The 26,988-nt window shown below is 44.4% G+C and carries 23 protein-coding genes; 5 read left to right on the plus strand and 18 right to left on the minus strand.

The features are described 5' to 3' along the window. Positions 1-156: 156 nt before the first annotated feature. Both MKX68_RS01850 and MKX68_RS01855 read right to left on the minus strand, forming a co-directional pair. Positions 157-1,380: an aminotransferase-like domain-containing protein gene (locus MKX68_RS01850; RefSeq protein ID WP_338593042.1), complete on the minus strand. Its 1,224-nt coding sequence runs from the start codon at positions 1,378-1,380 to the stop codon at positions 157-159. Between the two features lie 136 nt (positions 1,381-1,516). Then, positions 1,517-2,173: a response regulator transcription factor gene (locus tag MKX68_RS01855; protein ID WP_338593040.1), complete on the minus strand. Its 657-nt coding sequence runs from the start codon at positions 2,171-2,173 to the stop codon at positions 1,517-1,519. Between the two features lie 439 nt (positions 2,174-2,612). On the opposite strand from MKX68_RS01855, the gene MKX68_RS01860 reads away from it, so the two are divergent. Both MKX68_RS01860 and MKX68_RS01865 read left to right on the plus strand, forming a co-directional pair. Further along, positions 2,613-3,023: a uroporphyrinogen-III C-methyltransferase gene (locus MKX68_RS01860; RefSeq protein WP_017689578.1), complete on the plus strand. Its 411-nt coding sequence runs from the start codon at positions 2,613-2,615 to the stop codon at positions 3,021-3,023. Beyond that, a complete protein-coding gene (locus MKX68_RS01865) occupies positions 3,020-4,084 on the plus strand; it encodes a phosphodiester glycosidase family protein (protein WP_340908648.1) in 1,065 nt (354 codons plus the stop codon). The genes MKX68_RS01860 and MKX68_RS01865 overlap by 4 nt, the downstream gene beginning before the upstream one ends. Positions 4,085-4,382: 298 nt before the next feature. Here the strand turns inward: MKX68_RS01865 and MKX68_RS01870 are convergent, their stop codons facing one another. The 6 genes from MKX68_RS01870 to MKX68_RS01895 form a co-directional block, all read right to left on the minus strand. Continuing rightward, entirely contained in the window at positions 4,383-5,399 is a 1,017-nt protein-coding gene (locus MKX68_RS01870) for a LacI family DNA-binding transcriptional regulator (RefSeq protein WP_340908652.1), read from the minus strand. A gap of 77 nt (positions 5,400-5,476) precedes the next feature. Continuing rightward, positions 5,477-7,642, minus strand: coding sequence for a beta-glucosidase BglX (bglX, locus tag MKX68_RS01875; protein WP_340908654.1), 2,166 nt, complete (start codon positions 7,640-7,642; stop codon positions 5,477-5,479). Between the two features lie 98 nt (positions 7,643-7,740). Next, entirely contained in the window at positions 7,741-9,336 is a 1,596-nt protein-coding gene (locus MKX68_RS01880) for an ABC transporter substrate-binding protein (RefSeq protein ID WP_307538221.1), read from the minus strand. Between the two features lie 53 nt (positions 9,337-9,389). Then, positions 9,390-10,292 (minus strand): carbohydrate ABC transporter permease, encoded by a 903-nt coding sequence (locus tag MKX68_RS01885; RefSeq protein ID WP_289391845.1) that lies wholly within the window; start codon positions 10,290-10,292, stop codon positions 9,390-9,392. Between the two features lie 18 nt (positions 10,293-10,310). After that, positions 10,311-11,270 carry an ABC transporter permease gene (locus tag MKX68_RS01890; RefSeq protein WP_017689585.1) on the minus strand — a complete coding sequence of 320 codons (960 nt, stop codon included), beginning with the start codon at positions 11,268-11,270 and terminating at the stop codon, positions 10,311-10,313. 11 nt (positions 11,271-11,281) lie between these two features. Then, the gene (locus MKX68_RS01895) at positions 11,282-12,085 is read right to left on the minus strand and encodes an alpha/beta hydrolase (protein WP_340908659.1); all 804 of its coding nucleotides are present in this window, start codon (positions 12,083-12,085) and stop codon (positions 11,282-11,284) included. 432 nt (positions 12,086-12,517) lie between these two features. Between MKX68_RS01895 and MKX68_RS01900 the strand changes: the two genes are divergently transcribed. Beyond that, positions 12,518-13,435 carry a serine hydrolase domain-containing protein gene (locus tag MKX68_RS01900; protein ID WP_340908660.1) on the plus strand — a complete coding sequence of 306 codons (918 nt, stop codon included), beginning with the start codon at positions 12,518-12,520 and terminating at the stop codon, positions 13,433-13,435. Between the two features lie 100 nt (positions 13,436-13,535). On the opposite strand, the gene MKX68_RS01905 is transcribed toward MKX68_RS01900, so the two are convergent. From MKX68_RS01905 to aroF, 5 genes are all read right to left on the minus strand, one after another. Further along, entirely contained in the window at positions 13,536-13,790 is a 255-nt protein-coding gene (locus tag MKX68_RS01905; RefSeq protein ID WP_036610032.1) for an AbrB/MazE/SpoVT family DNA-binding domain-containing protein, read from the minus strand. A gap of 167 nt (positions 13,791-13,957) precedes the next feature. Next, on the minus strand, positions 13,958-14,425 hold the full coding sequence (gene trmL / locus MKX68_RS01910) for a tRNA (uridine(34)/cytosine(34)/5-carboxymethylaminomethyluridine(34)-2'-O)-methyltransferase TrmL (protein WP_017689589.1): 468 nt from the start codon (positions 14,423-14,425) through the stop codon (positions 13,958-13,960). A gap of 138 nt (positions 14,426-14,563) precedes the next feature. Next, positions 14,564-15,652, minus strand: a complete 1,089-nt coding sequence (serC, locus tag MKX68_RS01915) for a 3-phosphoserine/phosphohydroxythreonine transaminase (protein ID WP_340908662.1) — start codon at positions 15,650-15,652, stop codon at positions 14,564-14,566. Positions 15,653-15,891: 239 nt separating this feature from the next. Then, a complete protein-coding gene (gene glnA / locus MKX68_RS01920; RefSeq protein ID WP_074094318.1) occupies positions 15,892-17,316 on the minus strand; it encodes a type I glutamate--ammonia ligase in 1,425 nt (474 codons plus the stop codon). 413 nt (positions 17,317-17,729) lie between these two features. Further along, positions 17,730-18,794 (minus strand): 3-deoxy-7-phosphoheptulonate synthase, encoded by a 1,065-nt coding sequence (gene aroF / locus MKX68_RS01925; protein ID WP_036610039.1) that lies wholly within the window; start codon positions 18,792-18,794, stop codon positions 17,730-17,732. 485 nt (positions 18,795-19,279) lie between these two features. Between aroF and MKX68_RS01930 the strand changes: the two genes are divergently transcribed. Both MKX68_RS01930 and MKX68_RS01935 read left to right on the plus strand, forming a co-directional pair. Continuing rightward, on the plus strand, positions 19,280-20,572 hold the full coding sequence (locus MKX68_RS01930) for a DUF3238 domain-containing protein (RefSeq protein ID WP_340908664.1): 1,293 nt from the start codon (positions 19,280-19,282) through the stop codon (positions 20,570-20,572). 78 nt (positions 20,573-20,650) lie between these two features. After that, entirely contained in the window at positions 20,651-21,055 is a 405-nt protein-coding gene (locus MKX68_RS01935; RefSeq protein ID WP_340908666.1) for a hypothetical protein, read from the plus strand. A 95-nt stretch (positions 21,056-21,150) separates the two neighbouring features. Here the strand turns inward: MKX68_RS01935 and MKX68_RS01940 are convergent, their stop codons facing one another. The 5 genes from MKX68_RS01940 to MKX68_RS01960 all read right to left on the minus strand — a co-directional run bounded on the left by MKX68_RS01940 (position 21,151) and on the right by MKX68_RS01960 (position 26,972). Beyond that, positions 21,151-22,101: a 4-hydroxy-3-methylbut-2-enyl diphosphate reductase gene (locus MKX68_RS01940; protein WP_340915250.1), complete on the minus strand. Its 951-nt coding sequence runs from the start codon at positions 22,099-22,101 to the stop codon at positions 21,151-21,153. A 67-nt stretch (positions 22,102-22,168) separates the two neighbouring features. Beyond that, on the minus strand, positions 22,169-23,629 hold the full coding sequence (locus tag MKX68_RS01945; protein ID WP_338593004.1) for a sensor histidine kinase: 1,461 nt from the start codon (positions 23,627-23,629) through the stop codon (positions 22,169-22,171). 1 nt (position 23,630) lies between these two features. Further along, positions 23,631-24,320: a response regulator transcription factor gene (locus MKX68_RS01950; protein ID WP_091014684.1), complete on the minus strand. Its 690-nt coding sequence runs from the start codon at positions 24,318-24,320 to the stop codon at positions 23,631-23,633. A gap of 176 nt (positions 24,321-24,496) precedes the next feature. Then, a complete protein-coding gene (locus tag MKX68_RS01955; protein ID WP_340908669.1) occupies positions 24,497-26,161 on the minus strand; it encodes a S1C family serine protease in 1,665 nt (554 codons plus the stop codon). A gap of 148 nt (positions 26,162-26,309) precedes the next feature. Further along, positions 26,310-26,972 (minus strand): response regulator transcription factor, encoded by a 663-nt coding sequence (locus tag MKX68_RS01960; protein WP_340908671.1) that lies wholly within the window; start codon positions 26,970-26,972, stop codon positions 26,310-26,312. Positions 26,973-26,988 lie beyond the last annotated feature (16 nt).

A 26,988-nucleotide genomic window follows, 5' to 3' on the forward strand; every position in this document is an offset into this window, starting at 1 on the left:
GCTTTTTCTGAACTGGCCACCATTGCAGCTTATATAAAGAAACCAACAACTCATTAATTCATATTATATATAAAAATGTTAGTGGATGCAATAACGTAATCACTTTGGTCATGAACCAATTTTAATTTTTGCTACAAAATCTAATTTTGATCTGACTTAGCTACGAGCCGTAAATTCGGAAATGGCTTCACTGATCAGGTTCATGCCTAGCAGCAATTCATCCCGGCCTGGGTGGCTAAAGTTCAATCGAATGTAACGTTGATCCTGCACACCTGTGGAGCATAGTGATCCAGGAAGAAAAGATACACCTTTGGGCAAAGCCGCCTTAAGCAGAGCGCCACTATCTAATCCTTCCGGCAACTGTACCCAAAGATACATTCCGCCCTCAGGGATATTGTACTGACACCCTTTCCAGCCCGGTCTTTTCAACAGTTCAAGCATCAGTTTGAGTCTTGTCTTATACTCCCGATTCAACATGGATAGGTGATCACTCCAACGAAAAGGGGAATGGGCAAGCAGTTGATACAACAGCCGCTGATTCATCGGACTGGACTGACCATCTGCAATCCGTTTAACCGAGGCCATTGCCTGAATCAGCGCAGGATGTCCAGCGGCCCATCCGGTTCGAAGAGCGGGCGCTACCGTTTTGCTAAATGAACCAATGTAGAGAACATGTCCACCCTGATCGGCAGTATCCAGTGCAAAGAGTGAAGGATATTTACGATAGAATTCCGTTGGCTCAAGGCCATCGAAATGGAGCTCTCCATAAGAATCATCTTCCACAAGCAGTACACCATAGCGCGAACACAGCTCAAGGACAGCCTCCCGCCGTTCCATACTCCACAAAGCACCGGTCGGATTCGAGAAACTGGGTGCAGCAAAAAGCAGCTTCGGTCTAACCTGCTGCATGTGTTGCTCCAAAAGGTCTGGCAATATGCCGTCCCGATCACCCATTACGGGCACAATCTTGGCTCCTTGCATCTCCAGAACCTCAAGACAGCCTGGAGATGTGGGATGTTCAACCAGTACAGAATCTCCGGGCTCAAGTAATAGACGCATCACCAGATCGATGGCCTGCTGGGTACCAGTGGTCAACAGAATCTGCTCGGGTACCGTTCGTATGCCTTTGCGTGCATTCCAGTCTTTGTTCAACCACTCTCTTAGGGGCGTATAGCCTGCTGGCTCTCCATATTGCAATGCGGAGGGGCCTGAACTAAAGACAGACACGGCTGCTTCTTCCAACAATTTGAAAGGAAACAACTCCTCCGCAGGCAATTCTTCTGCCAGAGAAATGAAATAATCCCTGCCAGACATCTCACGTATATCCCTCAGTGGTGATGACAAAAGCCTGTTGGTACGGGAAGCAAAGAAATATTTCATCGATCCGTTCCCCTTTCGTCCCTATTCCGAAACTGTACTCGCAGTCCGCAGCCCTACAACCTATTCCTGCGCGCCATCGAATATGACCGGATGCATACCGAACTGTTGTGATCATGGGAAGAACAAACCTGTTTCGTCAGGATCCCGTCTTCACTTGTCTTGCATGCAAGGCATAACGTTCAATGGCCTGTGCTCTACTGCTGACTTCCAGCTTCACGTATATTTTACGCAGGTAATTATCAATGGAACGTCTGCTAACGTTGATCTCATTCGCTATTTTATCATAGGTTACACCCTGAACAATTCTTTCCATGATAAAAGTTTCGGTTTCTGTTAATTCAATGACACGTGCTTCTGTCGGAGACTCCACAGGTTGCGCCCACTCCGCACTGTTTAACCACGACAATGGAATGGACACATGGCCCTCACGTAACCCAGAGATCAGATGAATCAGCTGGCTAGGGGAAGCCTGTTTGGATAACATGCCGCTTGCACCAAGACTCATCAGATGACGAAACAACTTCACATTGTCTTCATCCGTCAAAATGATGATGTGACTGTGAGCTGACAGATTCTTCATCTGGGCAATATATTGATCTGCCTGACCCTCCGGAAGACGATAATCCATAAGAATCAAATCAGGCTGGTGAATATTCACCAGTTCGAGCCCTTCTGTTCCGGTCGAAGTCATGCCACGTACCGTCAGATCTTGCTGCTCTTCCAAAATCAATTTTGTACCGAGCATGCTGGTGGGGTGGATATCTATGATGACCACCTGCCATACTTTTTTCATTGTTGTTCCCCCTGTTATGTATTGGACAAATAACTTCTAGCTTCTGTCATGATAATTCCATTGTCTATGCGACAGTCCGAGTATAGAAGAAGCATAGGTCGGATTATGTCGAAAAACAGAAAAATACAGGAGGAAGCCGATAAAAAAGCTCTATTTTCACTGTATTTTGTTATAAAAACACCATGACGTCCCTCTTCCCATCCCCGGAAAGGTCAAAATATAGTATAAATTTCCTGCATTTCTATCTAAAAAAGTCGAAAAACCTGCCCAAAGTTCCTACTTATTGCATCTATAAGAAATTGTATCCTAGGACTTCCTTCCGATGCAATCTCTTTTTACTCTATTAAGTAAAGAATTTCATTTTTGCGTAATCAATAGGGGCATGATAGAATGAGGACTGGAAATTTTTTTGTACCTATAAATGACCAGGAGTGATGATATGAAACCATCTGCCCCGTCCTCTGACATCCATCACACCCGGAGCGCCAAAGGCAAGGCTGGATCTTCAATCAAGCTGTTTCTGGTAATGTGGATTGTCCTCATTGCACTAGGAGTCGTTGGAACCTACTATTATAGTAACCATCTCCAACAACAGATGATTAACCAGCTTCAAGCCCATAATCAGCAGCAGATTGCAGCGCTAAAAACCGACTACGAAAATCAGCTAACAACGATATCTAAGGAAGTAGAAGACCTGCAGGGACAGGTTCAATCCTTCAATGAATTGCTGACTTTCACCAAGGATAATGCAAGTGACAAAACGGATAACAGCAACAAACTGTATACCCAGCTGAGCGAAGTCAAAAAACAACTGGAGACACTCCAGAAAAAGATGGACCTGCTCAAATGATTACACCCGTCAAACAGGTTAATCGTTTTTTTATGCTTGCACTCGCTCCTTTTGTTGGATTGATATTATGCCTGCTGCTGCTTCGTCCTCCACTTGAACCCGGAGGTTTGATGCCTACCGAACTGTCAGAGGATACGATTACACCCCGGACCCAAGCAATTAGCCAAGAGCTTGCGGGGGCAAAAGATGCTGCTGTCCAGACTTCTTCTTCTATTAAAAGAACGACACAGCTCTATAATAAAACAACAAGTACGATGTCTACACTTGTGCAGAAGGCTTCCGCCCAAGCGGATCGTCCGGAAACGATCTACAACAAACGGATTTCATCCAAGCTTGGCGTTCCATTTGAACGGGTAGACAGTGACCGGCTAACGATTGAAATGTACAGAGTGAATCCTGGCAGCTATAAGGGCTATGCCATGAAGATCAAGCTAAAAGACCCTACGGCCATGCAGATGGCTCTAGACAGTGAACCTGGGCGTTCTGAGACGACCATGCAGGCTGTGAAGCGTAACGGCGCAATTGCCGGAATCAACGCAGGTGGATTTGCTGACAGTGGCGGCAAACGTTATCCACTTAGCACAACCGTCATGAACGGGAAATACGTGAACGGTTTCCAGGCCAGTTTCAAAGATCTGTTTTTTGTAGGACTTAACGATGCCGGCAAACTGGTTGGAGGCAAGTTCTTCGACAAAAACTCACTGGATCGCCTGCAACCACAATTTGGGGCTACGTTTGTACCCGTGCTGCTACAGAATGGACGTAAAACCGCAATTCCCGACAAATGGAAAGTATCACCCAAACGAGCACCACGTACAGTCATTGGCAATTATAAGGATGATCAGTTATTGATTATTGTAGTTGACGGATATAATGAGGGCGGAAGTTCCGGTGCTACCCTTGAAGAGTTGCAAGGGCGGTTGTACAAGCTTGGGGTGATCGACGCCTATAATCTGGATGGCGGTGGATCATCCTCGCTTATTCTGAATAATCGGGTCGTGAATAACCCTTCAGATGGCAGCCTCAGACCGGTGCCCACACACTTTTTATTTTACAAATAATAGGGTGAAGCATTTCTTTTCTACCTATAATGGTTATAATAGAAGAAAATGAGCTTGTGCAGGAGGTGCGAAGGGTATGTCATTTTCACTGACATTCTGGATTATTGCAATCGTATTGACTCTCTTCATTACAGGCATTCTCACTTCATCCTACAACAATGACAAAACAAAAGGCTTGTAAAAGCCAAGCCTCTCTCCGGAGAGGCTTTTTCTATTGCTTCATCCTCGAAATAGCAAGAGACAAGGCTTAAAAGAATGATTCGATTCTTCTAAGCCTTGTCTCTTGCTGTATTCGGGATCAATAGCTAACCGCCTGGTCATTCCGCATAGATATAACCGAATCAGATGGAATAGGCCCACTCACCGACCCACCCTCAACTAATGTCACATAAATTCGTTCATGATCTACGGGTTCTCCAGCAATAATTTTGATCAATTGTTCAGCAGCGAGTGATCCCCACTTGCGTTTGGAATAATCAATGCTTGCCAATCTCGGCTGGACATACTTGCTCAATTCAATATTGTCGAATCCGATGACGTCAATCTCCTGACCAACGCCAAGTGTACTGTCTGCCAGACGATCACACAAGCCAATAGCCATCTCATCATTGAGGCAGAATACCGCTGCGGGTCCATCATACACCTGCACAATCTGATCTGCGGCTTGTTCTCCACCACTCTTTTCAAAATCTCCCGTAATCTCAATCCATTCCACATCGGCTTCACGTTCAGCAACCTGTCTCACAGCCTTTAACCGCTGCACAGAGTCAAACGAACCTTCCGGTCCTGTCACCACGTAGATTTTCTTATGTCCCTGTTCAATCAGATGTTCCATCGCAAGTGTCGCCCCGGCTTTGTTATCCAGCAGAACCTGATTAATGTTGGGATGATCCATCTCACGGTCCAATACAACGATTTTGTGCCCACGATCGGCATACTGCATTAGTTCCTCACTTGCAAACGTATGATCCAGAATGATCGCACCATCAATCATTCTCTCTGGAAGCATGCGATGGGATTGTTTACCACTGCACACGATCAGGTCATAACCTTGAGCATTACATACGGCTTTCATGCCACTCAGCAAGTCTCCATACACATCTCCTCTAAAATCGGTCAAGAATACACCTAGAATTTTGGATTCCCTCTTCTTCAGTGTTCTTGCTGCGGCATTTGGAACATAGTTCAGTTCTTTGGCAATGGCCAAAATTTTGGAACTCGTCTCATCGGTCACTTTGTTGCTGCCATTCAGCGCATATGACACAGTAGAGATGGAAACTCCCGCCTGTTTGGCGATATCCTTGATACTGACCACATTCTTCGCTCCCCTGTTATGTTCATCAGGCCTTTCATAACAAAAGGCCTGACACATTACTCTTTACATTCACCGGATTAAACAAGTCTGAATGATTTCTTCTGAGTATCCCGACTGTTTGCACCCACAAGAATATGGAACTCGCCTCGATCACTGCGGTAGCTTAAGTCAGAATGGTGATAACGAAGCTGTTCTTCATTTAACGTAAACGTGGCTGTACCACTCTCGCCTGGCGCCAGTGCAAGCTTCACATATCCTTTCAACTCACGCATAGGACGAACGACTTCACCCGTTACATCACGAACGTACAACTGAACGGTCTCCACACCTGCACGGTCACCCGTGTTTGTAACACGTACCTGGATGCTCAGGGACTCATCTGCAGTCATCTCATTACTTGACACTTCAAGATCACCATAAGAGAACGAAGTGTATGAGAGACCATAACCGAACGGAAGCAGAGGTTCATTCGGGCTGTCAATGTATTTGGATACGTAACGTTCTTCCGTCTTCTCCGGGTTCAGTGGACGACCTGTATTGAAATGGTTGTAATAGACCGGAATCTGACCTACGGACTGCGGGAAGGACATCGTCAGACGTGCGGATGGATTCACTACACCTGTCAGAACATCTGCGATCGCTGCTCCGCCTTCACTACCTGGGAACCAGGCTTCAAGAACGGCATCCGATTCATCGATTACACCATGCAGATCCAATGGACGGCCGTTGAAAATAACGGTGGCAATCGGTTTGCCGGCTACTTTGAGCTGTTTGATTAATTCCAATTGGGCTGCTGGCAGACGGATATCCGTGCGTGAGCCACCTTCTCCGCTCATCTCAGAGTCTTCACCCAGAGCGAGAACAATCAGATCTGCTTTGCTTGCCACTTCCAGGGCTTCGGCAATCTGCTCAGCTGTAATCGTATGAACATTACTGCCTTGAGCAAATTGAACTTTTCCACCTGTCAGGCGCTCTTGCAGAGCTGTTCCCAACTTAACTGCATCTTCCTTAACTCCTTCACAGGACCACCAACCCAGAATGTCAGGACTCTGTGCAAAAGGACCAATGAGGGCTACATTAGCGTCAGGTTGAAGTGGAAGCACACTGTCATCATTCTTCAAAAGGACAGCTGATTTTGTTGCCAGTTCGTACGATACCTGACGGTGCTCTTTGGAGAACACAATCTCACGTTCACGTTCAGGATCAGCTGCACGCAGCGGATTGTCGAACAATCCCAGCTTTTCTTTCAGTTGCAAAATTCGCAGAACGGCTTCATCAATGAGCTCTTCTTCCACTTCACCGCTCTCAATCAGCTCAGGCAAATGATGAACATAACAAGGTGTCATCATCTCCATATCTACCCCTGCACGAATGGCACGATATGCCGCTTCACGATCATCTTCTGCAGCACCATGTGCAATCATCTCGCGAATGGAAGCCCAATCCGAGATTAATACACCATCAAAGCCCCACTCGTCACGCAAAATGCCGCGCATTAACTTCTCATTGCCACTTGCCGGAATACCGTCAACCGTATTGAACGAAGTCATGACCATCTCCACGCCCGCATCCAATGCTGCTTTGTATGCTGGCAAATAGTACTCACGCAGGTTACGCTCAGACATGTCCACCGTATTGTAATCCCGACCACCCTCAGCCGCCCCATACGCCGCAAAGTGTTTAACACAGGCTGCAAGACGATCTGGCTCATCCTTCAAGTTATCACCCTGATATCCACGTACAAACGCAGCCGCAAACAAACTGTTCAGATAAGGGTCTTCTCCTGTCGTTTCCATCACACGGCCCCAGCGCGGGTCACGAACCAGATCCACCATGGGTGCAAAGGTAACATGCAAACCGGATACAGCTGATTCACGTGCTGCAATTTCAGCACTTTTCTCAGCCAGTTCTGTGTCCCATGAACAACCGATCGCGAGTGGAATCGGGAAAATGGTTTTGAATCCATGAACTACGTCAGCCATGAACAAAAGCGGAATGCCCAAACGGCTTTTGTTCATATAAGCTTGCTGTACATCAATGATGGCCTGCGCACCGGACAACCCCAGAATGGACCCACTGGCATCCACGGACTGCTCCGTAATTCCCATCTCTTCCATCGGCCCTGTGATCTGACCTTCGACATTTGTTCCTTCATAAAAGTTGGCAGTCAACTGAAGAAGCTGAGCTGTTTTTTCCTCCAACGTCATCTGTTTTACCAGATCTAGCAACTGCTCGTTATTCATCTGATCGTATCCTCCACTATAAGTTGTTGAAATAAAGAACCCGGCTGCGTTCGGGGAGAGACCGCGCACCGGGTTCAAAATGAATTACTGAATGATTACTAGAATTTATCGTTTAGCTCATCCAGATAAGGTTGAACCAGGGACATTTTACTGTTTACCCATTCTTTCCAGTTCGCCTCTAGATCTCCGTTTTTGAGGATCAAGTTGGCATATTCGTTCTGGTAGTCAAATGAAGCCTGACTCTTAGCTTTGGAATCGTACAGATTGACATCCCAATCGTATGGTGCAAGCGATTTGCCTTCTGTACCAAGTTTTGCTTTTTCTTCGAACAATTTAACGGCTCTATCACGGTAATCTTTTTTGATTGCAGGGTTTACAACACTGAAGTCGTCACCGAGCAGGTACAGACCTTCGAAACGTGCTGGGTATTTATCTTCCAATACCGTTCCTTCTGGCAACAAGCTAACAAGTTCGTTGTTTTCATCATATTTCCAATCTTTTCCTTCAAAGCCCATGTTGATGAGCAACTGTCCTTCTTTTGTTGCAGAGTAATCGATCAGATCCATGATCCGTTCGAATTTCTCATCACTAATGTCCGGATTGAAGATCAATGCCGACCAGAAGTTGGCTTGCTCCATGTTACGGTATTTACCGTCATCGCCTACTACGATTGCTGTGTGTACCAGTTCATCACTATCTACACCCAGATTTTTTTTCATATCGGAATCCAGACCTTGTCTGTACGAAGCCAGTCCGCCCAGACTTGTTACAGCAGCTGTACCTGTTACTTTGAAGTTGTTTTGACCTTCATTGTTTTTCCATGTGTAGAACTCAGGATTGAGCAGTCCATCTTTATAGGCTTTTTGCATCAATTTAAGTCCTGTCAGCGTTTCAGGATCTGCTGGTCCCCAGTGGAATTGGCCATCTTCACCTTTGTAGAACGGAGAGTCAGTCATGGCATGCACACTGTTAGGCATAATCATGTTTGTCATGGCATCTGCCGCATTATAGGACAGAGGTACAAGTTTGTTACCCACTTTGCCTGGATCTTTTTCTTTCACTAGCGCAGCATATTCGTTCAATTCGGTTGTTGTATAAGCATCTTTCAGTTCAAAACCAACCGCTTCAGCCCAGTCTTTACGAAGCGCAATGACACCAATTTGGTTCGTCAGTGGGTCAGCTGGTTTGTTCTCGAAATAGATTGGTCTAGGCAGGACATATGTTCCACCCGTCAATTCTTCCAACTTGTCTCCAAGACCCGTCAAATTGTAAGCTGCTGCCACGTTAGGCCAGCGTTCTTTCCAGTCATCCGGGAATTTGTAGAACAAACCTTGTTCAATACTGTTAATGGCATCGCCATGTACGTAGTTCCATACCGCTACATCCGGCAAGTCGCCAGAGTTGATCCACAGACGAAGCTTCTCGCCCCATGAATCCCAATCGATATAGTTGTAGTCCCAAGTTACATTGAATTTGTCTGTCCAGAACTTGTGGAAGTCATTATCCAGGTTCCCGTTTTTGATTTCTGTCAGGTTAGCTACAGAGATGGTCAGGTTGTCTTTGTAATTTCCCTCTGCATCTTTTTCGTTACCACCTGAAGCTCCTTGGCTGGAACAAGCGGTCACCATCAGCATAACTACACTAAGCGTGATGGCAAAGAGAGCTCGTACTGACAACTTTTTGTTCGTTTTCATGTTTTACCCCCATGTTTTTAGTAGAATTTTATTGCAAAATCCTATACGTATAATCAGGTCTTGATTGCCCCTGTTAATACCCCTTTGGCAAAGTGTTTTTGCAGCATTGGGAAGAAACACATAATTGGTACCATGGTGACAAATACGGCTGCCATCTTCATGCCCATTGAGAAGTTGCTTGCCTGGGCAGCATCCACACTGGATGCATTGGATGCATTCGTCGTAGATGTCACGATAATATTTCGGAGTACATTCTGGAGCGGTAACTGATCCGCTTTTCGAAGGAATATCATCGCATCATACCAACTGTTCCAGTAAGCTACACCGTAGAACAACGTGATTGTAGCCATAATTGGTGTAGCCAGCGGAAGAACAACAGAGAACAAAATTCTCCACTCTCCGGCTCCATCCAGTCTCGCCGATTCCATCAGCGATTCAGGCAAGGTGTAGAAGTAGTTCATCATCAGAATCATGTTAAAAGCACTAAAGCTTCCCGCCAGGATAACAGACCACAGCGTACCAGTAAGATGAAGTGATTTCATGATCAGGTACAGCGGTACGATACCACCATTAAAGATCATGGTGAACAGTACCAGGAAAAATATAAATTTCTTAAACGGAAATTTGTTGCGACTAAGGCCATATGCCATGCTTGTTGTCAGGAACAAGCTGAGTGGCAAGCCGATGACTAGCAAAATAATTGTATTTTTGTACCCCGACAGAATCGTTCCGTCAGCGAACAATGCCTTGTAGGAATCCAATGTCCATTCTTTAGGGAACATCAAAAATGGATTGTCAGCATATTCTTTTTGTGTTGCAAACGAGATCATGATGACATTCCAGAACGGAATCAGGATCATCAGGGCAAGCACGAGTAATACGGCAAAGATAATGTAATCGAGAAGTGTCATTTTTTCTGTACCAATTCTCGGTTTTTTGTTAGCTTTCTTGCTCATCTCATTTTTCCTCCTCTCTTATCGGAACAAACCGTCTCCGCCAAGCCACTTGGCAAATCTGTCAGCAAGAAGCAGCAAGGCCATATTCACCAGGGAACGGAACAAGCTGACCGCTGTCGAGAATGAGAAATCGGTAGATGACTGGAACGTAATCCGATAGATATATACATCGAGTACTTCCGATACATTTTTGGTAGCGGCATTTGCCAAGTTGAAGATCTGGTCAAACCCGGAAGACATCAATCCACCAACCGACAGAATAAACATGATTGTGATGGTTGGAAGGATGTTCGGTAAAGTAATTTTGAACATCTGTTGCATACGGGAAGCCCCGTCAATCTGTGCTGATTCATACTGATCCTGATCAATACCGGAAATGGCAGCCAGGAATATAATCGCGCCCCATCCACTTGATTTCCAAATATCAGTCAACAGCAACATTGGTACAAAGTTGGATTCGGACCCCAGGAAGTTAATCGTTGGCAATCCGAGTAATCCGAGCGCGCTATTTACCAGTCCGTCATATGCCAGCACATTGATGACTACCCCGGATACGATGATCCAGGACAGGAAGTGCGGGAACGTAAGAACGGTTTGGAACAATTTTTTCCCTCTGCGCATCCGCAATTCATTCAGCAACAGCGCCAGAATGATCGGGAACGGGAACTGAATAATCAGTTTCAGAATATTGATGTAAAGCGTACGCCATACTGCGTCGATAAAGGTTGGATCACGGAAAACATATTTGAAGTTCTCGAATCCGCTCCATGGACTTCCCCAGATGCCCAGGTTGGCCTTGTAATCTTTGAATGCCAGAGACAGGCCACCCATCGGCATGTAGGCAAACAGAATTAGCCAGACAAGCCCCGGAATAAGCAGGGTGTATGTCATTCGGTGCTTCCAGATTTCAGTCCAGAGCGAATTGCCCTTCACGTTTCCCTTCAGCTTTTTGCTAGGTCCTTCGGCTGCAGGTTTCACATTGCATCTCCTCACTCTACTATGGTCTTGTCGTTGTACAGAAAATCAAACATCGTTCTCAGGTGGTGCTCCCAAAATTTCCATTCATGAGCCCCCGGCGTCTCCACATACCGAAAATCAAAGGCAGTCCCTTGCATGTATCTCGCATAGTCGCGATTCATCTCTACGAAGGGGTCACTATCGCCACAGCAACTGAGGATTTCCGGTAAAGGAACACCCTGTTCCAGCAGCTTGGCCGACAGTGCGTAAATATCCTGATCGGCTTTCACCTGTAAACGTTCTCCAAAAACCGCTTTCATTTCCTTGATCATGGTCGCTGGCATATGGGGATCATGAAGTCGTGTCTGGATATCCGTTACACCGGATAGAGACACTACTTTGCGATATCGCTCTGGATAAGTTAGTCCACATTTCAGTGCACCATATCCACCCATGGATAAACCGGCGACGTACGTTTTCTCCGGATCAGGATTCAGATTGAGTAGACGCTTGCATACTTCAGGTAACTCCTGAGTGATGTAGTGGAAGTAATTCAGGCCGTATTCCATATCCGTGTAGTAGCTTCGATTCGCTTCCGGCATAATGATGGTACAGCCATATTGGGCTGCATACATCTCAATTGTGGTTAACCGCTGCCAGGTACTCGCATTATCGCCTGCCCCGTGCAACAGATATAGTGTACCGCCTGAAGTCTCTCCGGAGTCACTGGACACAACATGTATGCTGGTATTCATGCATAAGGTTGGCGATCCAGTTTCGATCGTTATATGTGCCATAATGTAACCCCTCTCATCATCGCCTGCTGTCTTACTCATTCGTTTCTCTGGCGTTGGATCGCAGGCTGTTGTAGATTCCCTTGTATTACGATGGGTTATCGAAACGATTTTCTCGAATCGTTTCAAAACATAGCCAACGTTGATTCACATGGACTTCATTACAACACTTTTAATGTGGAAGCGATTTCTTCGAATCGTTTCGAATAAATCATAAGCCCGATGAGTAAATCCTGTCAATAACCTTTTTACAAATTTCGCGTTTTTTTCTCGAAAAAATGCTGTTTCAAGTCTAAATTTGCGTCCAAAGACACTATTATTACGAAAAAATGAAAATTTAGTCAGTGCTATTACAACTTTAATTGACACCAAACCAGGTTTATACTAACATGGGTTCTGATTTTGCATTCGAATTACGGAAACGTTTCACCAACCGATTTTACTCAGGTTTCACCTGATATCAGGGAGGTTAATATGTCTGAGCAACTCAAAGGTTTCATTCATACGATTACTGAGCAACAATTGAACGTTTTTTCCATTCGCATATTACAAAAAGGGCATCTGCTTGCCCATTGGGACCGGGATAAGGATCAGCGCAGGGTACAACATTCCATCAGCAAATCCTTCACGTGTATGGCCGTTGGACTCGCGCTTGAAGAAGGTCTGTTACATCTGGATGCGACACTTGGTGATTATTTCTCTTATGATCATGTACTCATTGCACAGCACAATCTCCCATCTCCACGGGAATTGAAGTTACGTGATCTGCTCCGAATGTCTTCGGGCCATGACTCTCCCCCTCTTTGGGCTGATGAACGAGCTTCATTGACCGAAAAGGACTGGGCGAAATATTATATGTCTCTGCCTCTGGACCGGGTACCTGGAGAACAATTTACATATAGCAGCGGGGATACATTTATGATCTCAGCCATGCTACAGGCTGCTACCGGCCAAACCGTGAAAGATTACCTGACTCCACGATTATTTGATCCACTTGGCATCCATGATGTAGAGTGGGAAACCTCTCCACTGGGGGTAACACTTGGCTGTGCAGGTCTTTGGATAAGCAATGAGGAACTGAGTCAATTTGGACAGTTACTGTTGCAGGAGGGCTTTTGGGAAGGCAGACAGCTTGTACCTGCGGATTGGATTCGACAGGCTACGTCCCAGCAAATCGAAACGACTGGAGACGGAGATTGGGGAAAAGGTTACGGCTATCAGTTCTGGATGTGTTCTCATGGCGCTTATCGCGCTGATGGAGCCTATGGTCAATTGTGTATCGTAATTCCCTCAAAGGAAGCTGTCATATGTATTAATAGTGAAGAAGAAAATATGCAAGGCATCCTGAATGCCGTCTGGAATGAGGTTTTACCTATATGCATTCAACCTTAGATTTCATACTCTTCTTTTATTCATATGGAACTGAACCATGCACTGGATACTGAAAACAAAAATAACGTCACGGGGTCAATGGACCCCATGACGTTATTTCTTATCCGTGTTGTGGAAGCTGAGTCATTTCATCTAAACATTGTGCGCATATGTAACGCTCTTTGAACTCGTTGACTTCCTCGATGGATCCGCAGAAAATACATTTTGGACGATATCTCTCCAAGATAATATGGTCCCCTTGTACTAAGATTTCTACAGGATCTCCCTCATTCATTTGATACCTTTTACGCAAAGATTTAGGCAATACGATCCTACCTAATTGGTCAACTTTGCGAACTACTCCAGCTGGCTTCATAGCTACGGCACACCTCTCCTATCTTACTCTAAATTTCTAGGTACATTTGTACTATGTTTATAGATTCGCCAAGATTTTGTCGAATCCTGCTGGAAATAAACATTTTTTGTCCTTTTTTTTGAAAAATGTTTTTTTTCCGAATTCTAGCCGTCATTTATAACCAAAATTTATCCTTCTAACCCCGGGAAATTGAGCTGGCGCAACGCTTCATATACAATAATTGCTGCCGAATTGGACAGATTTAATGATCTAACGTCACCAGTCATTGGCATTTTCATGCATGTATCGGGATTCGCAGCAATTAATTCAGGTGGCAGGCCTTTAGTCTCTTTACCAAAAACGAGGAAATCTCCATCCTGAAAATTAAAATCACTGTATCGGTTCTTGGCCTTCGTAGTTGCGTAGAAGAAACGACCTTCCGGATATTTTTCCTGAACCTCAGCAAATGAGTCGTGGTATTCAATATGAACAGCATGCCAGTAGTCCAGCCCTGCACGTTTCAATGTAGCATCATCTGTTCGAAATCCAAGTGGACGTACGAGATGCAGATGGGTCCCGGTTGCCGCACAAGTACGCGAAATATTGCCTGTGTTCGCCGGAATTTCTGGTTCAACCAGAACGATGTGTAAAGCCATATGTGTTCAATCTCCTTTTCATTTCATGTTGACGACAACCCTCTAATCTTAAAGAAAAGCCCTCCACACGTCAATGTGGAAGGCTCTGGTAAGGCACAGGATTAGACACGAAGGTCCATTACACCGTACCTATACTAATTATCCATTTGTCTTCTGGAAGTGGCTCATGAAGTCTGTCAGTGCCTTAACACTCTCATAAGGAGCAGCATTATAAATGGAGGCACGGAGACCACCCACACTGCGATGTCCTTTCAGACCTACAAATCCTTCTTCCTCCGATGCCTTGATGAACTTTTTCTCCAGTTCCTCAGAAGCAAGACGGAAGGTTACATTCATAAGGGAACGATCTTCTTGTTCAACACAACCATGGTAGAAATCACCGGAAGCATCAATTGTGTTATAGAGCAATTCCGCTTTTTTCGTATTTTTTTGCTCAATACCAGTCAGTCCGCCCTGTTCTTCAATCCATTTCAATACTTCATTCACCATATATACCGAGAAGGATGGCGGCGTATTGTACAGGGAGTTGTTATCTACATGTGTGCTGTAACGAAGCATGGTTGGAATCGTTTTAGGCGATTCGCTCACCAGTTCCTCACGAGCAATTACAACCGTAATTCCGGATGGACCCAGGTTCTTCTGTGCACCCGCGTAGATCATGCCAAACTGATTAAGATCAAATGGTTTACAGAAAATATCACTCGACATGTCCGCAATCAGAGGTACTGAACCGGTATCCGGGAACGACTTGAATTGCGTACCTTCGATCGTTTCGTTGGAAGTCAGATGTACATAAGCCGTACGTTCTGGCAAACTCAGATTCGAAACATCCGGCAATTTCATGAACTTCTCTGCTTCTGAAGATGCAGCAACATGTGTCTCGCCGATCAACTTCGCCTCAGACAGAGCCTTCTTGGCCCAGCTGCCGGTCATCACGTAACTTGCAGTCTGTCCTGCCCCGAGCAGGTTCATTGGTAACATCGCAAACTGAGTGCTTGCACCGCCCTGCAGAAAGAGAACCTTGTATCCTTTTGGATTGCCTAGAAGCGACAACAACCGCTCCTGAGCTTCATTATGTACAGACTCGTACACCGCTCCACGGTGGGACATCTCCATAATCGACATGCCTGTATTACGAAAATCTACAAATTCCGCCTGTGCACGCTCCAGTACCTCAAGTGGTAACGCCGCAGGTCCTGCATTAAAGTTATACGCTCTTTTTGTCACAAAATCCCCCGCCCTTTCCATCCGTAACTCTGACATACAAAGTGAATATTATCGCTATGATATCAGTATTCTCTATCTGCTTCAAGGGCAATATGCACTGAAGTGTTGAATTCAGGTCATCAAATTCCTTTATCACCCTGCAAAGTTAAAGCACTACATTATTTAATTCAAGGAAAAGCCTCCGAGAGCGTGTCCCGGAGGCTTTAAGTTGGAACAAGAACTGTTCCGACCCCGACCGATTAGCAGTCGAAGTAAAGGCTGTACTCGTGCGGATGAATGCGGATCGCTACTGCTTTTGCTTCATCGCGTTTGAGGTTGATGTAGTTTTCAATGAATTCTTTTGTGAATACGCCGCCTTCAGTCAAGAACTCGTTATCAGCTGCCAATGCATCAAGTGCTTCTTCGAGGGAAGCTGGCACACTGCGGATGTTTTCTTTATCTGCATCAGACAGGTCATAGATGTTTTTATCGAGAGGACCATATCCAAGCTCAGTTGGGTTGATTTTGCGTTTGATTCCATCCAGACCAGCCATCAACATTGCGGAGAATGCCAAGTATGGGTTAGCTGTGGAGTCTGGTGTACGGAACTCGATACGACAACCTTTTGGTGTCACAGCTGCAACTGGAATACGAACTGCTGCGGAACGGTTACCTTTGGAGTAAACCAGGTTTACTGGTGCTTCGTAACCAGGTACAAGACGTTTGAATGAGTTTGTACTAGGGTTAGTCAAAGCGATCAGTGCCGGAGCATGGTACAAGATACCTCCGATGTAGTGCAGTGCCATTTCACTCAGGTTAGCATATCCCGCTTTGTCATAGAACAATGGGGAATCGCCATCAAAGATGGATTGGTGAACGTGCATTCCGCTACCATTATCACCGAACAATGGTTTTGGCATGAATGTTGCTACTTTACCATATTGACGTGCAGTGTTGTGCACGATGTATTTGTATGCAAGCAGGTTATCTGCTGTTTTCTTCAGTGTATCAAAACGGAAGTTGATTTCGGCTTGACCCGCTGTCGCCACTTCATGGTGATGACGCTCGATCGACAGGCCTGCTTCTTCCAAAAGACGACACATTTCGCTACGAATATCTTGTTGTGTATCCACTGGCGCTACTGGAACATATCCACCTTTAGTGCGAACTTTGAAGCCCAGGTTACCGCCTTCTTCTTTGCGGTTGGTGTTCCATGAAGCTTCTTCGGAATCTACATAGTAGGAAGAGCTGTTCGTGCCGCTCTCATAACGTACATCGTCGAAGATGAAGAACTCGGATTCAGGTGCGAAGAATGCCGCTGTACCTACACCGCTCTCTTGCAAATAAGCTTCTGCTTTAACAGCGATGCTGCGTGGGTCACGCTCATAACGCTCGCCATCCGGAGTGAAGATGTCACACATAACATTCAATGTAGGGTGTGCAGTGAACGGATCGACATAAGTCGCTTCAGGGTCTGGCATCATAACCATATCGGACTCTTCAATTCCGCGGAAACCTTGGATAGAAGAACCGTCAAAAGCTACTCCATTTACGAACGTGTCTGCATCAACAGCCGAAGCTGGCAACGAGATGTGATGTGCACGACCAGCTAAATCTACAAAACGAAAATCTACCCACTCGATGTTGTTCTCTTGAATTGATTTCAATACGTTTTCAACCGACATGTATTCGTCCTCCCAAATATTCCGAACATTAAACAACCCCACTAAGAAAATGTCTAAATTCGAATTTTTTTCTGTCGTCATTATAAATTTTAAAACCTGACATCGTCAATACTTATGTAAGGTATTTTTTGCGAGTATGTTAGCTATACTCACATTTTATAAATAACCTAAATTCATATAACAACTAGAATTATAAACATTTAACTGGTTTAATGCGGTAAAGCGACCCCTTTTTTATCCTAAATAATGGGAAAAACTTCACATCATAAATGTTTCTTATCACCATTGATTAATAAATACGTTCAAAACTGCAAAATATGCAAAAAACCGAGCATCTATCTGATTCCGTTGCAATGAACGAGACCAGAGGAGATGCCCGGATGATGATCCAGACCTTGCCTATGAAATTCTTATTATACGCCTACACGTGCCGGGAAAAATTCTGCCGGTTGTTTGGCTGTGCTGAATGATTTACCCACGATTGGTGCCAATTTCTCCAGATCCTGCAACAGGTTGGCGAATTGGTCAGGGAACAAGGATTGCACACCATCTCCTGTCATGGAGTTATCCGGATCGGTATGCATTTCAATGATCAGGCCATTGGCACCCGCAGCAACGGAAGCTTTTGTCATCGGTTCTACCAGTTCACGGCGTCCAGTACCATGGCTCGGATCGGAAATAACCGGCAAATGGCTCAGAGACTGCAGAACAGGGATCGCTGACAGATCCAGCGTATTCCTTGTGTAGGATTCAAACGTACGAATACCACGCTCACACAGCATAACATTTGGGTTACCACCCGCAAGAATGTATTCAGCCGCATTCAACAATTCATCGTATGTCGCACTGAAACCACGTTTCAACAATACCGGTTTGCCACACTCACCCAATTTGCGGAGCAGGTCAAAGTTCTGCATGTTACGTGTACCTACTTGCAGAATATCGGCGTACTCGGCGCAAATATCCACATATTCGGGTGTCATGACTTCTGTAATGGTCAGCAGATCATGTTTCTTTCCTGCTTCCGCCATCATGATCAATCCCTCTACGCCCGTTCCTTGGAAGCTGTAAGGACCCGTACGAGGCTTAAATGCTCCCCCACGTAACACTTGCCCACCAGCAGCTTTCACAAGCCCGGCAATCTCATCAATCTGTGCAGCGGATTCAACCGCACATGGTCCACCCATGACAACAAGTTCTTTTCCGCCGATATCTACACCCTTGATGGAGATTACCGTATCTTCCGGATGGAAGTCACGGCTTGCCAATTTGTAGGACTTCGAGATTTTAACGACATTCTCGACACCTTTCATTTGGCGAAGATGCTCTTGCATTTTAGGTTCAACTTTACCAATCAAACCAATGATGGTACGATCCTCTCCGCGAGAGATATGCACCTGAAGCCCTTCTTTTTCAATAACTGCAACGATATCCTGAATCTGTTCCTCCGGTGTAGCCTTGCCTGCAATAACGATCATATTAATTCCCATCCTTCCTTGTATGAGAGCACCATAATTTCTTATCGTGCGTCTGATTAAATTCAAAAACTCTGTCGCGCTTAAACGCTTGTTCGCTTTTAAGCTTTTATCTGTTAAAGTAATTTAACCAAAAAACTCTCCTTCCGTCAAGATATTTATTTTTAAAAATACTGAAAATCTCTCCCTTAAAAAGCCTATATAAATGTAAGAAATATTTTTATCCCTATTCTACATGAGAATAAGAAATATACTTTATCGCTTTAATCTTTACGGCTCCTTTTTACCAAAGAATTTTCATTTTTTTATTTAGAAAAAGTATTTAACAGTAATCGAGATTAAATTTGTAAATAAAATATAAAAAATGGGATAATTGTCCTATACAACAACTTGAATATTTAAATTAAAATGTTATTGTAAGCAGTTACATCATCCGAAAGGTGGCCGTAGTCAATTAATTCAAAAAAAACTTTTGGAGTTGAAAAAAAATGAATAAGGTACGAACAATAATCTTATGTTTAATTATTATACTGTCAATTTCTAACCCTATAAATGCTTCGGCAGAATCTAAGGCAAGTAATTCAGATGATAACCTAAAAATTGAGACTGCTTCTAACTCGATTCATCTAACTTTAAATGATACTCAGGGTTTGATAACTGTAGAGGATTTAGACCAGAATAATAAAATAATTTATCAAGGAGATAACAACGAAGTTGTTATTGATGATCTAGATTCTAGCACTTTGTATCGATTTAAAGTTAGTTACCTCAGTGAAGAAGGAAATAAAGAAATGTACATTTCAACAGAAACAGATACTAATTCTTACAAAGCTTTAACAAACAGCGATGAATTTAAAATTAAATCTAATGCAGTAGTTTATCCAGAAAAAGTTGTGCTTTCATGGGAAGATGTTCCTGGTGTAAATAAATACTCTATATTAAAAAATGGGGTAATGATCTCAGAAACTCAGACAAACAAATTTGTAGATCATTTTGACAACAACGAAGTATATAACACATACGAAATACAATTTGACATTCCACTTACTCCTAGTGAGAAAGAAGAAATTAGAGAATTTTATGCGGGCAAAAACTTCAACTTAGGAACAGAAGAGTTGGAAAATTTATCAAAAAAACCTTATAGTATCATAAAAGTTATAGACGCTTCTATTGTAAATCCCAGTTTATCTTTAGCAGCAGTTAATAACTCTTTTAAATGGACATATAAAACTTTTATACCCATGGAATATGCAGAAGATCCTTGGTACAATGCTGCAACCTGGGGACAGAATATAAAATTCTTTAAAGGTGACAATCGAGGTTTTAGTTCAAGTGCTGAAACTTACAGAACAAAAACTGTAGGAGACAGTATATTTTACACAGATTCCACTACTGCTTCAGAAGCGTTCTATAAGGATGTCTCGACTACTCACGCTTTAGACAAAGATAAAAAGCTTGTAAGTACAAAAACAGACTCTGGGCAGTATATTAACAGAATTATCAATAGTAATACATCTTCTAAAACAGATGTAACTGTGTATCACAAATCGGGAAACCCTTATGCTGTTGCTGGTAATGAAATAGATTATCAAATGAGAGTTATAACTCAAAAAGGAGGGGCTTATAGTTTTGTGGGAACTCATGATCGAGCTCCTGCTCATGAATTATACGTGAGATTGAGCAACGGGACTACCCTTACAATTTTCAATCATCCTCATGAAGGATTCGAATATCTAGGAGCACCTAGTACATTAGCTCGGAATTTCAATATTTCAAATTAAATTTTTGGCGCCTGTTATTATTTAACAGGCGCTGTTATATTAGATAAACAACTTTAATATTAAGGGAGATGGATGAATTTGAGTAGAATAATAAGTTCAATTGCATCCGCTTTATTAGGTTCGGTTATATTTACAATTTTTAATACAATGACCAGAAACGTTGAAACGACTTTGTATTATAGTGCTACTTCACTATTCATTACTGGGTTTGCAATTTTATTTTTTTTATTTTTATTTATTGCAACGCCACTATCTTTTTTTTTGGAAAAAAAATTTAAAAATTATTCGTTTTTAACAAAAACTCTTTTGTATTTTGCCACCTGGACTTCTCTAGGAGCATTATTCTTACTTTTTAATCCTTCTAACAGTATGGAGGGAATATTGAAATTTTTGTTAATATCCGGATGTTCAGGCGTTGTTTTTTTTCTTTTCACTCAGCTTACGGACTTCATATCGGTATCAATTAGAAAAGTGAAAAAATAACAAATAAGCTGGATCGGGGAATGTGGCTCGATACCAGCTTATTTGTTACATTTATTTCTAGTTATTTATCTATTCAGCAATTAGATCCTACTTATTTAATTACGTGTTTTTTCTCTAACTGGAGGAAGCAATTTGCTCATGTTCACGGTACGTTTGATCTCCCACGTCTCCGGCTTGTCATGTTCATACTGCTCCAGGTAAAGGATAACCTCCTTCGTAATCGGTGTTGGTGTTGATGCACCCGAAGTAACAGCCACCTTATTAACACCTTTCAGCCATTCTTGCTGAATCTCGGAGACATCGGATACACGGTAGGCCGTAACCCCGGCGATCTCCTCCGACACTTGTGCCAGACGATTAGAGTTATTGCTGCGAGGATCACCCACCACGATAACCAGGTCCGCTTGACCTGCCTGTTCCGCGACAGCTTCCTGACGAACCTGAGTTGCGAGGCAAATCTCATTATGAATCTCTGCGCCCGGGAATTTCTCCAGCAGACGGCTCATAATGTGTTTGATATCCCACTGGCTCATCGTTGTCTGATTCGTAATAAGAATTTTGCCTGGAGCTACGTTCAGTTCCTCAATCTCTTCTTCCTTCTCGATCAGATGAACGAGATCTGGTGCAACACCTACGGCACCTTCTGGTTCAGGATGATTCTTTTTGCCGATATAGATGATCTGATAACCCTCTGCCGTCTTCTCCCGAATGAGATCATGTGTCTTGGTCACATCAGGGCATGTTGCATCCACTGTTGTCAGCCCTTTATCCCTTGCCAGCTTACGCACTTCAGGAGATACACCATGAGCTGTAAAAATAATCGTGCCACTCTCTACTTGGCTCAAAATATCCATCCGGTTCGGACCGTCCAATGTAATAATACCTTCATCTTCAAAGGAATCCGTCACATGTTGGTTATGCACAATCATACCCAATATATAAATAGGTCGTGGTAAATCCAGATTGCGTGCCGCTTGACGCGCGAGCACCATCGCATCCACAACGCCGTAACAATATCCCCGCGGCGAAATTCGTAGTACTTCCACTTGGTTGCCACCCGCTTTCTTTCTCGGCAACATTGCCGATGTAATTGCAGTCCTGTCTATTATACCTTTATTCGATAGGCGGAGCAAAGACAACCGGCAACCAGATAATAAAGGTGGTTCCTTCTCCACGTCTGGTCACAACCTCAACTGATCCATGGTGTTCCTCAATAATCCACTTCGCAATCGAAAGTCCCAGACCTATGCCCGGTGTAGCCCCACGAGATTCATCTGCCCGATAGAAGCGATCAAAGATGAACGGCACTTCGTCCCGATCCATCCCAATACCGGTGTCGCTGATGCGGAGTCCCACCTGACCTTTGTATAATACGGCATCCAGCGTCACAGAGCCTTCAGGTGTGTATTTAAACGCATTTTCGATGAAAATAAACAACATCTGTTGCAGATAGTCCTTGCTACCGTTCACATAAATGCCGTTAAGGATGGAAAAATCTCCTGGAAGCCAGTCTGCCTGACGATCCAGAAATTGTGCTCTGCGTGCCACTTCCTGTACGAGTATCTGCAGCGGAATCGGATTCAGTTCAATTTTCTGACCCGTATCCGCTCTCGCCAGCGATAACATGTCGCTGATCAGCCTGCTCATACGTTTTCCCTCGTCCGCCATGTCTTCAATGGCTTCCAGCGACATTTGTTTGACGGTCTCCTCATCCAGATTCGGTCGGTCGGTTCCCTCCTGATCCCACAGCTTCTTCAGGAAGTCTACGTTCCCGCGAATGGTGGTCAGCGGCGTACGCAGTTCATGTGATGCATCGGATACAAAGCGGCGCTGGGCAGCATTCGTCTCCTCCAAACCACGGAATGACAATTCTGTACGTTCAAGCATATTATTCACCGTTTCAATCAGACGCCCGATCTCATCCTTCGGCCCAGCATATTGAATACGTACACTTAAGTCATCTCCAGATTGAATCTGATTGGCGGCATCAATGACAGTCACGAGCGGACGCATCGACTTGCGAGCCAAGACGAGACCTGAGGTAATAGCCAATGCCATCGCTACCAGCCAGCCAAAAACCAAAATATTAAGCAACGCTTCCAGCAAGCGCTCCTGTGAACTTACATTCGCACCAACCTGAAGAATCCCACGTACTTCATTGGTTCCCTGAAGAGAAAGGGGAAGCTGATTCACCAGAAAGGGTGTACCATCCACATAGATCTTGGATATGCCTCGCTTTTCAAGAATTTCATTGGCTTTTAATACCGGAAACTGAATCTCCAGTTTTTTCATATTGCCGGAAATTATGCCTGAGCGACTCTGATAATCCCAGAGTTGAATGTAAATTTGTGCCTCCTGAAGCTGACTCTCTGTAAAGGGGTCCAGATCCAACGACTGTGAAAGAGGATTAACACCAATCTGTTCCGTAATCCGGGTACTCTTCACCTTCAATTGCTGTTCGACTTCCTGATAGGAGTTAAAATACACAAAGGCATAGATTACAACGCCCCAAAAGATAAGAACAGCCGCCAAAATGCCAGAATACCATGCGGTTAGTCTTAACCGGATGGACATATCAGGAGTCACCTCTCAGAATATAGCCGGCTCCCCGGATGGTCTGGATTAGACGCTTGCCACCGTATTCTTCGGTCTTCTGTCTGAGCATGGCAATGTACACTTCGAGCACGTTAGACTCACCGCTGTAATCATAACCCCAGATTTTATCCATAATCAGATCACGGGACAGTACCCGTCTTGGATTTTGCATGAACAGATTCAACAGTTCGAATTCTTTGGCAGTCAGCTCCAGCCGCTGCCCATCTCGCAATACTTCACGTGAGTCATTGTCCAAAATGATATCTTCATACATTAAGCGGTTGTCCGGCGTACCCCCACTATCTGACTTGCGGCGCAGCAATGCACGGACACGTGCCAACAATTCTTCCAGCGCAAAAGGTTTTACAAGGTAGTCATCGGCTCCTGTGTCCAGTCCGGTCACCCGGCTCTGTACTTCATCCTTGGCCGTCAGCATCAGCACAGGCACTTTACTGCCTGCTTCTCTCAATCTGCGACATACCTCAAATCCGTCAATCTGCGGCATCATCACATCCAGCACAACGATGTCCGGCTCCTTGTCCATCAGTTTGCTGAGGCCTTCAGCTCCATTGGAAGCCGTCTGTACCTCATATCCTTCAAAAGCCAGCCCCCGGCGGAGCATGGATACAATTTTTTCGTCATCATCCACAATCAAAATAGTTGAGCGCATGGTGGTCTTTCTCCTTTATCCTAACGTTTTATCCCATTGTAACAGGCAGAAGCACAATCTGCATCTTCAAGTAGGCGTCTCCAATCCGTCCTGGTCCATTGTAACCTTGCTCCATCAGGGCAAAAAAAACGGAAGGGCCTTCAAACCCTTCCGTTCTGTCAATCCTTACCTGATATTTATGGTTGCTGCTGTTGTGTATCTGTTGTTTGTGAAGTATCAAAATCATTTTTGTTGCCGATTTTGATTTTCAGATCCATCTTCTTACCGTCACGTACCACGTTTAATGTCACTTCACTGCCGATTTCCTGTTTCTTGATAAAATCAATCAGATCTTGACTTGTCGCGTACGGCGTACCGTTGGCACCTGTGATGATGTCATATGCACGAAGATCTGCTTGGTAAGCCGGTGATTGGAAGATCGTGCTGGCTACGACAGAACCTTCGGTAACGTCTGTTCCCATTTGTTTAGCAACTTCAGGCGTGAGAGCCATCAGAGACGCACCGATAAAGGGTACTGGCTCTTTGGGAACTTCTTTGTTTTCTTTAAGATATTTAACAGCTTCAGAAATGACGCTCGACGGGATTGCAAAACCAATACCCTGTGCATCTGCGCTTACTGCAACGTTCATTCCGATAACTTCCCCATTCAGGTTAAGCAACGGACCACCGGAGTTACCCGGATTAATCGAAGCATCTGTTTGCAGCAGATGACTGTACTCACGTGTTTTTCCTGTTTCTTCATCTGGAATGCTGATCGTACGTTCTTTGGCACTCAATACACCTGCTGTAACCGTGTGTTCGAATCCTTCAGGGTTACCAATAGCTACAAGCCATTCACCGACTTGAGTACTGTTGGAATCACCCAGTGGAGCTACAGGGAACGCATCGTCACCACTGTTTTTCTCAATTTTCAATACAGCCAAATCCAGATCAAAGCTGCTTCCCAGCAATTTAGCTTCATAAGGTTTGCTGTTGTTCTCCAGGGTTACCTGGATTACGTCTGCACCCTGAACCACGTGTTGATTCGTCAGGATATATCCTTCTTTGTCAAAAATGAATCCGGAACCAATGCCCATAGGCACAAGCTGATTACTACTTTGTGGTTGCTGGCTTTGGCCTTGATTGCCTTCTGTTCCGCCGCCATTACCAAAGAAGTATTGGTACAGCGGATCACTTGTATTTGATCCACCCTGACCCAATCCTGTACGTGAGGACTGCTTCGCGAGTGTTTCAATTTTGACAACAGCCGGACTTGTACTTGTTACTACGGAAGACACATCTTCTTTGCCTGTTGGCAGTAACGACGCTGTGACATTGTTACCTCCGCCTGTGTTTGTGGACGCTTCCTGTCCTGAACTTTGATTTTCCGTGTTCGTAAGTGCCGTCTCCGGTGTAAACATGTTTGTTCTGTCAGCTGTGTACATGAGAACTGTGATGACCAGCATACCGGCAATAAAGGAAAATAGAAGTGATCTTACGGAAGAACGTGGCTTGCGGTTATTATAGTTCCAGTTGCCTTTGCCGCCATTCCCTTGATCTCCACCGTTACCTGAGCCGTTTCCGCCGCCTGCTGATGATCTTTTCGCTTGTTCGGATGATTCACTATTATAGTAAGTAGGTACGGGTCTCACCGGATCAGGTTTTGTAATCTCTACATTTCCTTCTTCACGCTGATTATTGCTTCCCATGTGATTTGCTGTATCTTCCTGATTCACGGACTGAAAAGGTCCATAAGAATAATAATAGGAGGATTCGTCCGTTCCGGAAGAATTGCGGTTCTCCGTTTGTTTGGTTTCGTTTTCCTCGTCTTGACGGTTCGATCTATAGTTGCGTTCGTCCATGCCTCTCTACCTCCCAATCTCTTATTCCCAAGAGATATTCTTTAACTGTCCTTATTTTGTACTTTAAACCTTAACCGTACCTTAAAAACAATTAAAAAGGAGATAAAAGCACGTAAGAATAGACTCTTTTCCCCGTCATGACAGCATTTTACCCTTTCGTTTTCACCCATCCCTGACGATGCGCATAGATTGCCAATTGTGTACGATCATCCATCTCACATTTCATCAGCAGGTTACTCACATGTGTTTTGACGGTTTTGATACTGATATGTAATTCTTCTCCAATGTCTTTGTTGGTCTTCCCCTCTGCAATAAGCAGCAGCACTTCCTTCTCCCGTTCAGTCAGACCCGATTCACTCTCTCTCGCTGTACGTTGTCTGATTCCCCGGGTTAACGCCTGCGACACATCACCTGTCATAACAGGCATGCCTCTATAGGCCCCTTGCAGAGCATAGATCAGTTCTTCAGCAGAGACTGTCTTCAGTACATAACTTACCGCACCAGCTTCAATCGCTTGCACAACCAGATCATCCTCCAGGAAACTGGTAAGCATCACAATTTTCATCCCTGGAAATTCAGTCATAATGGCTTTTGTTGCTTCAGCGCCATTCATTACCGGCATCATCAGATCCATTAGAATCAGGTCCGGCATTTCACTAACATTTAACTTACGTAACTGATCAAGCGCATCCTGCCCGTGTCCCGCTTCTCCCATCACATGAAAAGTAGGTTCCAGCATTAGATATGTTTTCAACCCCATGCGCACCATATCATGGTCATCCACAATCATCACGTTTACTTTCCCACTCATTGCGTCTCCCCCTCTG

It is taken from the genome of Paenibacillus sp. FSL M8-0212, from assembly GCF_038004645.1.
GTDB lineage: Bacteria > Bacillota > Bacilli > Paenibacillales > Paenibacillaceae > Paenibacillus.